The organism is Dokdonia sp. Asnod2-E02 (assembly GCF_045063915.1).
Lineage (GTDB): Bacteria > Bacteroidota > Bacteroidia > Flavobacteriales > Flavobacteriaceae > Dokdonia.
The window spans coordinates 1-14530 of record NZ_JBEFNX010000005.1; the positions used below are offsets into that span (position 1 = coordinate 1).

The window sequence follows — 14530 nt, forward strand, 5'->3', positions numbered from 1 at the left end:
GCTGAGACAACACCTGAAGATACACCAGTAGTAATTGATGTATTAGATAATGATGGTTTCGATCCTGCTGCTGATGTAGAAGTAACTGATGTTACAGATCCTGCAAATGGAACTGTAGTAATCAACGATGATGGAACAGTAACGTATACTCCAGATCCTGATTTCAACGGAGAAGATACTTTTGAATACACAGTAACTGTAACAAACCCTGATGGAACAACAACGACTGAGACTGCTACTGTAGTAGTGACAGTAACTCCAGAAGAAGATGTTGTAGATGATGCTGAGACAACACCTGAAGATACACCAGTAGTAATTGATGTATTAGATAATGATGGTTTTGATCCTGCTGCTGATGTAGAAGTAACTGATGTTACAGATCCTGCAAACGGAACTGTAGTAATCAACGATGATGGAACAGTAACGTATACTCCAGATCCTGATTTCAACGGAGAAGATACTTTTGAATACACAGTGACTGTAACAAACCCTGATGGAACAACAACGACTGAGACTGCTACTGTAGTAGTAACAGTAACTCCAGAAGAAGATGTTGTAGATGATGCTGAGACAACACCTGAAGATACACCAGTAGTAATTGATGTATTAGATAATGATGGTTTCGATCCTGCTGCTGATGTAGAAGTAACTGATGTTACAGATCCTGCAAATGGAACTGTAGTAATCAACGATGACGGAACAGTAACGTATACTCCAGATCCTGATTTCAACGGAGAAGATACTTTTGAATACACAGTGACTGTAACAAACCCTGATGGAACAACAACTACTGAGACTGCTACTGTAGTAGTAACAGTAACTCCAGAGGAGGATGCAGTTGATGATACAATAGAAACACCTGAAGATACACCAGTAGTAATTGATGTATTAGATAATGATGGTTTTGATCCTGCTGCTGATGTAGAAGTAACTGATGTTACAGATCCTGCAAATGGAACTGTAGTAATCAACGATGACGGAACAGTAACGTATACTCCAGATCCTGATTTCAACGGAGAAGATACTTTTGAATACACAGTGACTGTAACAAACCCTGATGGAACAACAACTACTGAGACTGCTACTGTAGTAGTAACAGTAACTCCAGAGGCTGATGCAGTTGATGATACAATAGAAACACCTGAAGATACACCAGTAGTAATTGATGTATTAGATAATGATGGTTTTGATCCTGCTGCTGATGTAGAGGTAACTGATGTTACAGATCCTGCAAATGGAACTGTAGTGATCAACGATGATGGAACAGTAACGTATACTCCAGATCCGAATTTCAACGGAGAAGATACTTTTGAATACACAGTGACTGTAACAAACCCTGATGGAACAACAACTACTGAGACTGCTACTGTAGTAGTAACAGTAACTCCAGATAATCCATCACTAGATGTATTTAAAGAAGGTAATTATGAGGATACAAATGAGGATGGAGTAGTGAACCTTGGTGACTCAATTATATACAACTTTATTGTTTTCAATAATGGTGATGTACCATTGAGCGATATTACTTTAACTGATGAACTAGTTGATGTAATGGGTGGACCTATCGATCTTGAAGTTGGAGAAAGTGATTCAATGACTTTTACAGCTATATATGCAATAACTCAAGAGGATATTAATACAGGAGCTGTATACAACCAAGCAATTGCTACAGGTCAAGATCCAGCTGGAGAAATAGCAACAGATGCGTCTGAAGATCCAACTGGTATAGATCCTAATAATCCTCTTAATGATCCAGATTGTATGGAATGTACTATTACAGTTCTTAATCAGGATCCGGAGATTGCAATCGTTAAGACTGGAACGTTCAATGATGAGGATGGAGATGGCTTTGCACAAGCTGGTGAGACAATTACTTATAACTTCACAGTGACAAATACAGGAAATGTAACAGTAACAAATATTATTGTAACAGATCCATTAGTAACAGTAACTGGCGGTCCTATTGATTTAGTACCTGGAACTAGTGATGATACTACGTTTATTGCTGAGTATGTATTAACTCAAGAAGATGTAGATGCAGGTATGGTAGAAAACCAAGCGCTTGTAACTGGTCAGGATCCAAATGGAGATGATGTAGTTGATACTTCTGATGATAATAGTACAGTAGAAGGAGAAGAGGATATAACAATCACAGATTTACCAGAAGATCCAGGAGCAATAGCAATTGTTAAGACTGGAACGTTCAATGATGAAGATGGAGATGGTTTTGCAGAAGCTGGTGAGACAATCACTTATAACTTCACAGTGACAAACACAGGAAATGTAACAGTAACAAACATTATTGTAACAGATCCATTAGTAACAGTAACTGGCGGTCCTATTGATTTAGTACCTGGAACTAGTGATGCAACAACGTTTGTAGCTGAGTATGTATTAACACAAGACGATGTAGATGCAGGAATGGTAGAAAACCAAGCACTTGCAACTGGTCAGAACCCAAGTGGAGATGACGTAGAAGATACATCAGATGATGATAGTACAGTAGAAGGTGATGATGATATAACAATCACAGATTTACCAGAAGATCCAGGAACAATAGCAATTGTTAAGACTGGAATGTTCAATGATGAAGATGGAGATGGTTTTGCACAAGTAGGTGAGACAATCACTTATAACTTCACAGTGACAAACACAGGAAATGTAACGGTAACAAACATTATTGTAACAGATCCATTAGTAACAGTAACTGGCGGTCCTATTGATTTAGCACCTGGAACTAGTGATGATACTACGTTTATTGCTGAGTATGTATTAACACAAGACGATGTAGATGCAGGAATGGTAGAAAACCAAGCACTTGCAACTGGTCAGAACCCAAGTGGAGATGACGTAGAAGATACATCAGATGATGATAGTACAGTAGAAGGTGACGATGATATAACAATCACAGATTTACCAGAAGATCCAGGAGCAATAGCAATTGTTAAGACTGGAACGTTCAATGATGAAGATGGAGATGGTTTTGCAGAAGCTGGTGAGACAATCACTTATAACTTCACAGTGACAAACACAGGAAATGTAACAGTAACAAACATTATTGTAACAGATCCATTAGTAACAGTAACTGGCGGTCCTATTGATTTAGTACCTGGAACTAGTGATGCAACAACGTTTGTAGCTGAGTATGTATTAACACAAGACGATGTAGATGCAGGAATGGTAGAAAACCAAGCACTTGCAACTGGTCAGAACCCAAGTGGAGATGACGTAGAAGATACATCAGATGATGATAGTACAGTAGAAGGTGATGATGATATAACAATCACAGATTTACCAGAAGATCCAGGAACAATAGCAATTGTTAAGACTGGAACGTTCAATGATGAGGATGGAGATGGTTTTGCACAAGTAGGTGAGACAATCACTTATAACTTCACAGTGACAAACACAGGAAATGTAACAGTAACAAACATTATTGTAACAGATCCATTAGTAACAGTAACTGGCGGTCCTATCGATTTAGTACCAGGAGTTAGTGATGCAACAACGTTTGTGGCTGAGTATGTATTAACACAAGAAGATGTAGATGCAGGAATGGTAGAAAACCAAGCACTTGCAACTGGTCAGAACCCAAGTGGAGATGACGTAGAAGATACATCAGATGATGATAGTACTGAAGAAGGTGATGATGATATAACAATCACAGATCTACCAGAAGATCCAGGAACAATAGCAATTGTTAAGACTGGAACGTTCAATGATGAAGATGGAGATGGTTTTGCACAAGTAGGTGAGACAATCACTTATAACTTCACAGTGACAAACACAGGAAATGTAACAGTAACAAACATTATTGTAACAGATCCATTAGTAACAGTAACTGGCGGTCCTATTGATTTAGTACCAGGAGCTAGTGATGCGACAACGTTTGTAGCTGAGTATGTATTAACACAAGACGATGTAGATGCAGGAATGGTAGAAAACCAAGCACTTGCAACTGGTCAGAATCCTAATGGAGATGACGTAGAAGATACATCAGATGATGATAGTACTGAAGAAGGTGAGGATGATGTGACAATTACAGATTTACCTGAAGATATTGGATCTATTGCAGTTGTAAAAACTGGAACGTTCAATGATGAGGATGGAGATGGTTTTGCACAAGCTGGTGAGACAATCACTTATAACTTTACAGTATTAAATACTGGAAATGTTACGATATCAAATATTGTTATAACAGATCCATTAGTAGCTGTAACTGGAGGTCCAATAGATCTTGAGCCTGGAGCTAGTGATGCAACAACGTTTGTAGCTGAGTACGTATTAACACAAGACGATGTAGATGCAGGAATGGTAGAAAACCAAGCACTTGCAACTGGTCAGAACCCTAATGGAGATGACGTAGAAGATACATCAGATGATGATAGTACTGTTGAAGGTGAGGAAGATGTTACAATTACTATTTTACCTACAGGAGCAAATTCAATAGCTCTTGAGAAAACAGGTGAGCTTATCGATCTTAACGGTGATGGAGTATTTGAACCAGGAGAGATTATTCAATATACATTCACAGTAACAAATACTGGAGAATTAACTATTGAAGATATTGTAATTACTGATCCACTAGTTGATGTAGATGGAGGTCCTATTACATTATTACCAGGAGAATCTGATAGTACAACATTTACGGCTACATACCTTATCACTGAGGAGGATATCGAAAATGGAACAGTTATTAACCAAGCTACTGTAAGCGGTATATTACCTGATGGAGTAGAGTTAATTGACCTATCTGATGATCCTACAGATGATACAAATGTTGATATTAATGGAGATGGTAACCCTGATGATCCAACAATAACAGTAATACCAAGTGTTCTTAATGTAACAGACCTTGAAGTATTTACTGGTATGTCACCAGACGGAGATGGACAGAATGATGTATTTATTATTGAAGGAATTATAGACTTCCCAGATAATAATGTTCAGATTTTCAACAGATGGGGTGTTCAAGTGTTCGAAGGAAATGGTTATGATAACACATCAGTAGTGTTTAGAGGTATTTCAGATGGAAGAACTACTATCAATGCTGATAAGGAACTTCCAGAAGGAACATATTACTACCTAATCAACTATCAAACTGAGGACGGATTGAAACGATTAAGTGGATATTTATATATTAACCGATAATTAGAAAACCGCTTTCGCGAAAGCGTAATAACAATAACATCTAGTAAAATGACGATTCCGTTCAAACAACGGAAGTCATTTTACTAAATGATTTAAACTAAGATTAGAATGAAAAAGCTACATCTCATCGTATTGCTAGTGATTACGATGCTAAGTTTTACCGAAGTAAACGCTCAGCAAGATCCACAGTATACGCAGTATATGTATAATACCGTGGCAATCAATCCAGCTTATGCTGGAAACAGAGGCGTTACAAGTATTGTAGGACTACACAGAAGTCAATGGGTTGGTCTAGACGGCGCACCACGTACACAGAGTTTAAGTATACACTCACCTATAGGTGAAGGTAAAGTAGGTCTTGGACTTTCTATCGTAAATGATGCACTTGGACCGTCGCAAGAGACTTATGTAGGGGCAGATTTTAGTTATACAGTTAATACTTCAGAGTCTGGGAAATTAAGTTTTGGACTTAAAGCTGGAGGACACATACTAGATGTAGACTTCACTAAGCTTACATTATTTGATGTGACAGATCCTAGATTTTCTCAAAACATTGATAATAAGATCTCACCTATTATAGGTGCTGGTTTATACTATCACACAGATAATTTTTATGCTGGTGTAAGTGTGCCTAATCTTATTCAAACAGAACATTTTGATGTAGGTAATAATAGCAATGGAGCTAGTTTTATAGCAAAAGAGCGTATTCATTACTACGGTATAATGGGATACACATTTGATATAAGTGATCAACTTAAATTTAAGCCTAGTACTCTTGTAAAATTGGTTCAAGGTGCGCCATTACAAGTTGATCTTACCGCAAACTTTTTGGTAATGGAAAAGCTTCACCTTGGAGCGGCTTACAGATGGAGCGCTGCATTAAGCGGTCTTGTAGGTTTTCAAGTATCAGACAGTATGTTAATAGGGCTTGCTTATGATAGAGAGAGCACAGACTTAGGTGATACTGTCTATAATGACGGTAGTTTTGAAGTGTTTTTAAGATTTGAGCTCTTTAACGAGTATGATAGAATGTTAACACCACGATTCTTTTAATACAGTACTATGAAAAAAATTACATTATTTATATTTCTTCTTACTGCATTTTTTGGATACGCGCAGGAAAAGAAGATAGAAAGAGCAACAAAGAGATTTAATCAATATGATTATGTAAACTCTCAAGAAATTTATCAAAAAGTAGTTGATAAAGGATATGAATCTGGTGACCTCTTTAAAAGACTTGCAGACTCATATTATTTAAATGCAAAATATGATGAAGCAGCAACATATTATGGAAAGCTTATAGAGCAATTTCCTGAAGATGTAGAGCCAGAAGTATATTTTAGATATGCAACGTCATTAAGAGCAACAAAAGATTATGCATTATCTGATAAGATGATGGCTCGTTTTTATGACCTAGGTGAGGATGATACTAGAGCTGTATTATTTAGAAAAGCACCTGATTATCTTAGAGAGATTGAAAAGCAAAAAGGAGCTTACGATGTTTCTATCACTCAAATTAACTCTGGATACTCAGATTTTGGATCTGCATTGTATAAGGACAAATTGATTTTTGCCTCAAACAGAGATACAGGCGGTTATACAAAACGTGTGCATAAATGGAATGGTCAACCATTCTTAAACTTATACCAAGTAGATACTAGTAAAGTAGGGCAAGATGGTGGAACTAAGTTTGCTAAACCATTTAGCGCAAACCTTAATACGCAATATCACGAGAGTTCTCCTGTATTTGCAAAGGGGGATAGTGTTATGTATTTCACACGTAATAATTATAGCAATGGTATCTTTAGTAAAGATAGTACAGGTACTAACCAGTTAAAGTTGTACCGCGCAAGTTATAAAAATGGCGCTTGGGGCGGAGTTAAGGAATTACCATTTAATAGTGATAATTATACCGTAGCTCACCCAGCTTTAAGCCCAGATGGTAAAAAATTATACTTCTCTTCAGATATGCCAGGTACTTTAGGTCAAGCAGACTTATGGTATGTAGCAATTAATGATGATGGTACGTATGGAGAACCAGTAAATCTTGGTAATAGAATTAATACTGAAGGAAGAGAAAGTTTTCCATATGTAAGCGCAGCAAATGATCTATTCTTTGCTTCAAACGGTCATCCAGGTCTTGGAGGTTTAGATATTTTCTTAACTAATCTTGATGCAACTGGTGAGGATGTAACTATACTTAATATTGGAGAGCCTGCAAATACATCTAAAGATGATTTTGCATTCATAATTGATTCTGACACTAAAACTGGATTTCTTTCTTCTAACCGTGGTAAATCTGGTATAGATGATGATATCTATATGATAAGACAGCTTAGAAGGCCAGAACCTCTTTGTGAAATATTACTAACTGGTAATGTAACAGATAAAAACACAGAAGAGCTTTTAAAAGGTGCTACCGTTGCATTATATGATGATAATAGTAATCTTATTGAATCTATAGTTACTGGTAGAAAAGCAACTTTTGAGTTTGAGCCAGAATGTGATGCAAAATATCTTTTAAGAGGATCTAAAGATGGATACACTACAGTAGAAAAAAGAGTGTCTACGCCTAATCTATCTGGTGAAATTCAAGAGTTTTTACAATTAGAACGTGCTGTTCAAATTGCAAAACCAGGAGACGATATTGCAAAAATATTAAACCTTAATCCTATATACTTTGACTTTGATAAGTACTACATAAGACCAGATGCAGAGATTGAGCTTGCAAAAGTACTGGTGTATATGGAAACGTATCCTTCTGTACGTATAGACGTAAGATCACACACAGATAGTAGAGGTAATGATGAGTACAACCGTACACTATCTCAAAACCGTAATGTATCTACTAGAGACTGGCTTATTGCAAAGGGAATTAATCCATCTAGACTTTCTGGTCGCGGTTATGGAGAGTCTCAGCTAGTTAATGAATGTTCAAACGGTGTTCAGTGTAGTGAAGAACAACATCAACTTAACAGAAGAAGTGAGTTTATAGTTTTAAGTAATAACTAGTCACTTACTTTCAATAATTTTAAGAGCGTCTCATATGAGACGCTTTTTTTATGAGTTATTTGTATTTTTACAAAGCTTATGAAAGAAGAATTAGTCATCTTAGTAGATGAAAATGACAATAAAATAGGGTTAATGCCCAAAATGGAAGCTCACGAAAAGGCCGTACTACACCGCGCTTTTTCTGTATTTGTCTTCAATGATAAAAACGAGCTTATGCTCCAGCAGCGAGCGCTTCATAAATATCACAGCCCCGGCCTATGGACCAACACCTGTTGTAGTCACCAGCGCGATGGTGAGAGTAATATAGAAGCTGGTACCCGTAGGTTACAAGAGGAGATGGGTTTTACCGTTCCCTTAGAAGAAAGCATTTCTTTCATATACAAAGCGCCTTTTGACAATGGCCTTACAGAGCACGAGCTAGACCATATCCTTATAGGTCACTCAGAGCAAGAACCTGTTATAAATAAAGATGAAGTAGCCGCCTGGAAATGGATGAATTTAGAAAAGGTTAAGCAAGATATAGCAAGTCACCCAGAACTATATACAGCTTGGTTTAAAATTATATTTGATAAATTCTATAACCACATTAAGCAATGAGAATAACTGCACACAGAAAAGCACATTTTAACGCTGCACATAGGTTATACAGACCAGACTGGAATGATGAAAAAAATAGCCAGATTTTCGGCAAGTGTAGTAATCCTAATTTTCACGGTCATAATTACGACCTTACAGTAAGTGTTACTGGAGAGATAGATCCAGAAACCGGATTTTTGATAGATCTTAAAATTTTAAAGGATATTATAAAAGCTCAGGTAGAAGACTATCTAGATCATAAAAATCTTAATCTTGAGGTACAGGAGTTTAAAGAGCTTAACCCAACGGCAGAAAATATTGCAGTTGTTATTTATAATAGAATCAAAACAGTGTTAGAACCTAAGTTTGATCTGGAGGTGACTCTATATGAGACACCGCGCAACTTTGTAACCTATAAAGGAGAGTAAATGGCATTAAAAGTAGGAGATAAGGCACCAGGCTTTAGTTTAAAAAATCAAGACGGTACAGATGTTTCTATAGACTCACTACTAGGTCAAGTACCTCTAGTAATTTATTTTTACCCTAAGAACTTCACACCCGGTTGTACTGCGCAAGCCTGTAGTTTTAGAGATCAGTATCAAGATTTTACAGATGCAGGGGCAAAAGTATTTGGTATAAGTGCAGATAGTGTAGCGAGTCATAAACGATTTAGAGCAAAGCATAACCTACCTTTTGACACCCTTTCAGATCAAAAAAATAAAATACGTCGTTTATACGGTGTAAAGAACGAACTTCTAGGTTTGTTGCCAGGACGAGAGACCTTTGTTATAGATGCCACAGGCACCGTTAAAATGCGTTTTAATAGTATGATGGCTGGCAAGCACATTCCTAAAGCACTTTCTGTAATAAAGGGGCTGTAATCTTTTTACGCTTTCGCGAAAGCGTACTCACATTTACTTTTAATAATCGTAATGGTTTTAAAACAAAAAAGGCCTTCTATAAAAGAAGACCTTTTTGAGCCGATGGAGGGACTCGAACCCACGACCTGCTGATTACAAATCAGCTGCTCTAGCCAGCTGAGCTACATCGGCATTGCGGGTGCAAATATAATAGCATTTATATCATATTTGCAACCTCAATTTGAAAAAAAATTAAAGCTTATTAATTCTTTCAATAAGACCGCTTGCATCTCTCTCAAGATCAGTGCGTACGGCTTCTAAATTTTTTCCTCTATTTTCAACCTTACGGTCATTTACCTTTGCAATAAGGGTATCAAATGTCTTAATTGCGTCATCTATAATCGCTTCACCTTTAGCGGCATCTTCTTTTGGGTTAAGCGCTTCCCATACATACACGGCATCAATGATGTCACCTAGTACAAAATTGATATCTTTCTTTAAATCTCTAATATTTGCCATAGTTCTTATTTTGAATGCAAAAATACTGTAATTTCTGAAGATGAGCTTCAGTTTGTGATGGTAAATTGAGCGTTGTTTATCAACAGAGTGGCATTAATTTGCCTTGCGCTCTTCGAGTAATCTTTTTACCTGTTTACCATATAGAGATTGCTTAGTCTTTCTCGGGAATGTCTTGTAAAGGGTATCTAGATAAGAAGTTGCAGCATCAGGAATCTGTGTCAAAAGTAGGTAAGGAGCTACCTCCTTGTCTTTATGTACAGATGCAAAGTTACCTGTGTAAAGATACTTCCTTTTAACAAGGCTTTGTAGTGAGTCATCATAGGCTACAATATCTTCTTGTACACCGCTCTGTCTAGCCTCAAAAGAGCCTTTTATAAGATCAAGGTTTTTATCATTAAACTGCTTATTCATATTTTGAAACTCTTGCCAGTACATTTGGTTTTCTGACCCTATTACTGCTGCAAATCCTTCAAAGTTTTTGAGTGATGTAGTGATATTGATAGCTCCATCTTCTGCAAAGAAAGGTATGCGATCATCATAGCCAGACTCATTTTCTTTACTTAGGTGTAAATAGTAAACCTCTGGCTCTTTTATGTCTAGTATAAATTCAAATTCTGGCTCTCCATCTATTTCTAGAGAGTCTATATTTACTAGTGCAGTGTCTTGTATATGCTGCACATAAAGAGTCCCCTTTTTAAGGCCTTTTACGGTTCCTGTAAGTGTTAAATTACCAGATTTTGAACACGAGATAATTAAAAAGCTTACTAATAAAAGGTATGTAATTCTAGTCATAATATAGTCTTGTTAAGGCCGCAAATATCTCATTATTTTACAAACAAAACTAGCCTGCAGAGGCCATTTCCATTAAAATTGTACACAATATCGCACCATAGGTTCCTACCACGTAGCCAAAGACCGCTAGCAACACTCCCACACTCGCTAGTGACGGGTGAAACTCTGCTGCAACAACAGGAGCAGAGGCTGCTCCTCCCACGTTTGCCTGACTTCCCACAGCAAGAAAGAAAAAGGGCGCTTTTACTAGTTTTGCCACAAGTATAAGTAGGCCAGCGTGTATACCCATCCATACAAAACCTATTGCAATAAGACCTGGGTTATCAAGTATACTTAGTAAATCCATCTTCATACCTATGCTTGCAACCAGTATATAGATAAAAACACTACCTATCTTACTTGCTCCTGCACCTTCATAGTTTTTTGCCTTTGTAAACGAAAGCAAAATACCTATTGCCGTAGCAATTGTAATCATCCAGAAAAATGTAGAGCCAAAAGACGCAAGGGCAGAGTCCTTAGGTATATCAGAAAACAGTGCTGACATACCACTCGCTCCCCAGTGTGCAATACCTACAGCGCCAAAGGCAAGTCCCAGCATTACCATAAGGTCATTAAGAGTAGGGTTGCGTTTTACACCTTCGGCAAAGGTTGATACCTTTTCTTTTAATTTTTCTATAGCTGTGTTATCTGCTTTAAGCCAGTTATCTATGCGTTTTGATTTTCCTATTCCTAGAAGTAATACTGCCATCCAGATGTTTGCTACTACTATGTCTACGAGTACCATTTGCCCATACTTGGCAGGATTATATTTATAAATTTCTAGCATAGCTGCTTGATTTGCACCACCACCTATCCAGCTACCAGCAAGGGTAGACAGGCCTCTCCATATCGCATCTGGACCAGCACCACCCACCGTCTCTGGTGAAATAGCAGAGATTAATAAAATAGCAAGCGGCCCACCTATTACGATACCTAAGGTCCCTGTGAAGAACATAATAAGTGCCTTTGGGCCTAGATTTACAATAGCTTTAAGGTCTATACTTAATGTCATAAGTACAAGCGAGGCAGGTAGCAAGTAGCGACTCGCTACATAATAGAGCTGGCTACTCTCTGCATCTATTAATCCTACACTATTAAATATAGCGGGGATCAAATAACATAATAGTAAGGCTGGTACAATGCCATAAAACTTACCCCAGAAGCCTGTTTTCTTTCCAGAGGTGTAAAATATGCCCGCTAGTGCAAGAGCTATGAGGCCAAAGACGATAGCATCATTTGTAAAATAAGGTGTGTTCTCCATAGTTGTGAGGGTGTTTACGCTTTCGCGAAAGCGTAAAAAATAATCGCTCCTAATTTATCTAGAAGCGTCCCGAAAATATGAAAATCCCTATAAATAGAGCCAGTAAGTGAGCTTTAAATTTATACTTCTGAAGCGTGGCGCAAAGGTGGTATCTGTAAAATAGTTGTCATTATAAACCAAAAATAAATCTGATAAAGGAGCAAAACGCCACTGCAATCTAGAGTTGATACCAAAGTTATCTTGCAAGGTACTGTATTGAAGCAAGGTGTTCCAAAATAGGTTTTTTGTAAATGTCACTTCCACACGAGGGCTTACGAGCCAGATGTCATTATCTGAGTAGGGGGCAGGAAGGTTTATTTTATCATAACGCGCATTAAAACCTATAATTAACTTAGGTTGTAAACGTAGTGTTGCTCCTGCTCTTAGTGTTAAAATCTCACCATTAAAGTAGTCTCCATAGGTAGCATTTGAGGTATATGAAAGTGCCTTTCTTCTATCTGAATTATACTCAAGCTCTATGCTATTATAACTATACTCACTGCCTTCTGGAAGTTCTAAACCTTCTGAGCGCGACGGGTCAAAGGTGTCAAAAAGCTTAGTAAAACGAGCTCGTGGCTTTACAGCGAGGCTGGCTGTATTTTTAAACTCTGCTTCCCACTGTGGAGAGAGCGTGCGATCACCTAGGGTAAAGTCTAGCTCTGGTCGCCACACATAAAATGAGTTGAGAGAGAATATATGTCTATTTATTGCTCCAGACTTAGGGAATATGAGGCGTTCAAGTTTTGAAAAATTTCTAAAAATATCTTTACGGGGTATAAAACCTAGGTCTGAGTTAAAGTCTTCGTTTACAAAGAGGGTAGCGCTGGTTGCTCTCCAGTTATTTCTATTATACTCAATGCGGGCTCCCCCAGAAAAGTCTTTGCGCTCTACACCAGGGGTAAAAGATTTGTGTAGGTAAAATTTACCGTTCCAACTGTTATCCTCATTTGCAAGATTATAATCGAGACCTACTAGTCTGTTGTATTGCTCGCCAGGTTCTACAAAAGTTTCATTACCTGTGGCTTGTCTGTTTACAAAAATAGCAGAGATGTTTGACCGGCTAAAGACTCTATGCTGTAAGGCAATCACAGTATTATTATTTGCAGAGATCTCATTGCGCTCATCCTTTTCGGTTTGCATATTAAGGAGCCCTACGCGCAAGTTATTATTCACTTTGCCACTTAGTCTTGCTCCAGCTACAATGTTATTTATAATGGTATTTCCCTCAAAGTCTTCTGCGATACCTATGCGTCTCGAAAAAAATGGATTTGCCGCTCTAGGATCTCCAAAATCTGCAAAGAGGTCACTATTTTCTATAAAAAACTGGCGCCTCTCTGGTAGCCCCACCTCAAAACGTGAGAGATTTGTGATGGCATTATCTACCTCTACCTGTGAGAAGTCTGGGTTAATGGTGACGTCTAGATTAAGACTATTACCTATAGTAAAACGAGCATCACCACCCACTTTTACTTCTGTAAAATCATCTGGTAGTTCTCTATCTTGACCTGCTATCGCATTTATATATGGAATAACTGATATGGGACTTTTTGAGTTACCTAGCGGTTTTTCAAAAACCATATCTCCCATATAAGCCAGATTAAATATAAACTGATTTTGAGGTATGTTTATCCACGTGTTTCTAGTATTATCTTGAGTGTCAAACTGGTAACTATTAAAGCGCCATCTGGTCTCGCCTTCTCTAAATTTAAAGGCACTCATAGGGATGGCCCACTCACAAATGTAATAGCCATCATACTGCTTAGTCTCACCTACCCATTTTGTGTCCCAGCTAGTCGTAAAACCTCTTAAGTCTGTACCACCACCAGATACGAGAGCCTCCCGACGTATACCTAAGGGATTTGAGCCAAATAAGAAAGCATTGTTTCCATCGTTAAAAGTGTCAAACATTAAAGTGATATTATCACTTCCGCCAGCTCTAAAGTCACGCTTAAGCGAGGGTATCACATAGTCATCTCCTTGAGAAAATACTTTAATACCTACATAAAGTGTCTTATCTGTATATAAAAATCTTATTTCAGATTGATATGAAGCCTGTATGGTATCTGTAGGGAAGTATTGCCAGAAGTTTGTTGCTGGTTTCGTCTCGTTCCATACTGGCTCATCTAGCGAGCCGTCTACGGTAATAGGTGAATTTATAAATTTTACACCTACCTCCTTAGTCTGTGCATAGGTAGTAAGGCTCGCAACTAGTATTGCGATAGATAAAACGTATTTAAGCATTAATATTGATTGGTTATGCCTAAAAGTAAATAAAATGGCT

General features: G+C 37.7%; 10 protein-coding genes and 1 tRNA gene. 6 read left to right on the forward strand and 5 right to left on the reverse strand.

Annotated features, from left to right (window positions below; all coding sequences use genetic code 11):
* The 6 genes from ACJJVM_RS00025 to ACJJVM_RS00050 all read left to right on the forward strand — a co-directional run.
* Positions 1–5151: Ig-like domain-containing protein (locus ACJJVM_RS00025; RefSeq protein WP_405210350.1), on the forward strand; the 5151-nt coding region annotated here is incomplete at its 5' end.
* Positions 5152–5259: 108 nt separating this feature from the next.
* Positions 5260–6204 (forward strand): type IX secretion system membrane protein PorP/SprF, encoded by a 945-nt coding sequence (locus ACJJVM_RS00030; RefSeq protein ID WP_298351359.1) that lies wholly within the window; start codon positions 5260–5262, stop codon positions 6202–6204.
* A gap of 9 nt (positions 6205–6213) precedes the next feature.
* Positions 6214–8163 (forward strand): OmpA family protein, encoded by a 1950-nt coding sequence (locus ACJJVM_RS00035; protein ID WP_405210351.1) that lies wholly within the window; start codon positions 6214–6216, stop codon positions 8161–8163.
* Positions 8164–8241: 78 nt separating this feature from the next.
* Positions 8242–8760 carry an isopentenyl-diphosphate Delta-isomerase gene (idi, locus tag ACJJVM_RS00040; protein ID WP_405210352.1) on the forward strand — a complete coding sequence of 173 codons (519 nt, stop codon included), beginning with the start codon at positions 8242–8244 and terminating at the stop codon, positions 8758–8760.
* The gene (locus ACJJVM_RS00045; RefSeq protein ID WP_035325069.1) at positions 8757–9167 is read left to right on the forward strand and encodes a 6-carboxytetrahydropterin synthase; all 411 of its coding nucleotides are present in this window, start codon (positions 8757–8759) and stop codon (positions 9165–9167) included. The genes idi and ACJJVM_RS00045 overlap by 4 nt, the downstream gene beginning before the upstream one ends.
* Complete coding sequence (locus ACJJVM_RS00050) at positions 9168–9620, forward strand: peroxiredoxin (RefSeq protein ID WP_298351348.1); 453 nt, start codon at positions 9168–9170, stop codon at positions 9618–9620.
* A 97-nt stretch (positions 9621–9717) separates the two neighbouring features.
* Here ACJJVM_RS00050 and ACJJVM_RS00055 read toward each other — a convergent pair.
* The 5 genes from ACJJVM_RS00055 to ACJJVM_RS00075 form a co-directional block, all read right to left on the reverse strand.
* Positions 9718–9791, reverse strand: a tRNA-Thr gene (locus ACJJVM_RS00055).
* Between the two features lie 60 nt (positions 9792–9851).
* Entirely contained in the window at positions 9852–10118 is a 267-nt protein-coding gene (locus ACJJVM_RS00060) for a hypothetical protein (protein WP_021779448.1), read from the reverse strand.
* 93 nt (positions 10119–10211) lie between these two features.
* Positions 10212–10910 carry a DUF4369 domain-containing protein gene (locus ACJJVM_RS00065; protein ID WP_405210353.1) on the reverse strand — a complete coding sequence of 233 codons (699 nt, stop codon included), beginning with the start codon at positions 10908–10910 and terminating at the stop codon, positions 10212–10214.
* A 49-nt stretch (positions 10911–10959) separates the two neighbouring features.
* On the reverse strand, positions 10960–12210 hold the full coding sequence (locus tag ACJJVM_RS00070; protein WP_405210354.1) for a DUF819 domain-containing protein: 1251 nt from the start codon (positions 12208–12210) through the stop codon (positions 10960–10962).
* A gap of 87 nt (positions 12211–12297) precedes the next feature.
* Positions 12298–14490, reverse strand: coding sequence for a DUF5916 domain-containing protein (locus ACJJVM_RS00075; RefSeq protein WP_405210355.1), 2193 nt, complete (start codon positions 14488–14490; stop codon positions 12298–12300).
* Between the last annotated feature and the right edge of the window lie 40 nt (positions 14491–14530).

Coding starts and splice junctions, on each gene's coding strand:
- ACJJVM_RS00030 (WP_298351359.1), top strand. CDS start 5,260: ATGAAAAAGCTACATCTCATCGTATTGCTAGTGATTACGATGCTAAGT.
- ACJJVM_RS00035 (WP_405210351.1), top strand. CDS start 6,214: ATGAAAAAAATTACATTATTTATATTTCTTCTTACTGCATTTTTTGGA.
- idi (WP_405210352.1), top strand. CDS start 8,242: ATGAAAGAAGAATTAGTCATCTTAGTAGATGAAAATGACAATAAAATA.
- ACJJVM_RS00045 (WP_035325069.1), top strand. CDS start 8,757: ATGAGAATAACTGCACACAGAAAAGCACATTTTAACGCTGCACATAGG.
- ACJJVM_RS00050 (WP_298351348.1), top strand. CDS start 9,168: ATGGCATTAAAAGTAGGAGATAAGGCACCAGGCTTTAGTTTAAAAAAT.
- ACJJVM_RS00060 (WP_021779448.1), bottom strand. CDS start 10,118: ATGGCAAATATTAGAGATTTAAAGAAAGATATCAATTTTGTACTAGGT.
- ACJJVM_RS00065 (WP_405210353.1), bottom strand. CDS start 10,910: ATGACTAGAATTACATACCTTTTATTAGTAAGCTTTTTAATTATCTCG.
- ACJJVM_RS00070 (WP_405210354.1), bottom strand. CDS start 12,210: ATGGAGAACACACCTTATTTTACAAATGATGCTATCGTCTTTGGCCTC.
- ACJJVM_RS00075 (WP_405210355.1), bottom strand. CDS start 14,490: ATGCTTAAATACGTTTTATCTATCGCAATACTAGTTGCGAGCCTTACT.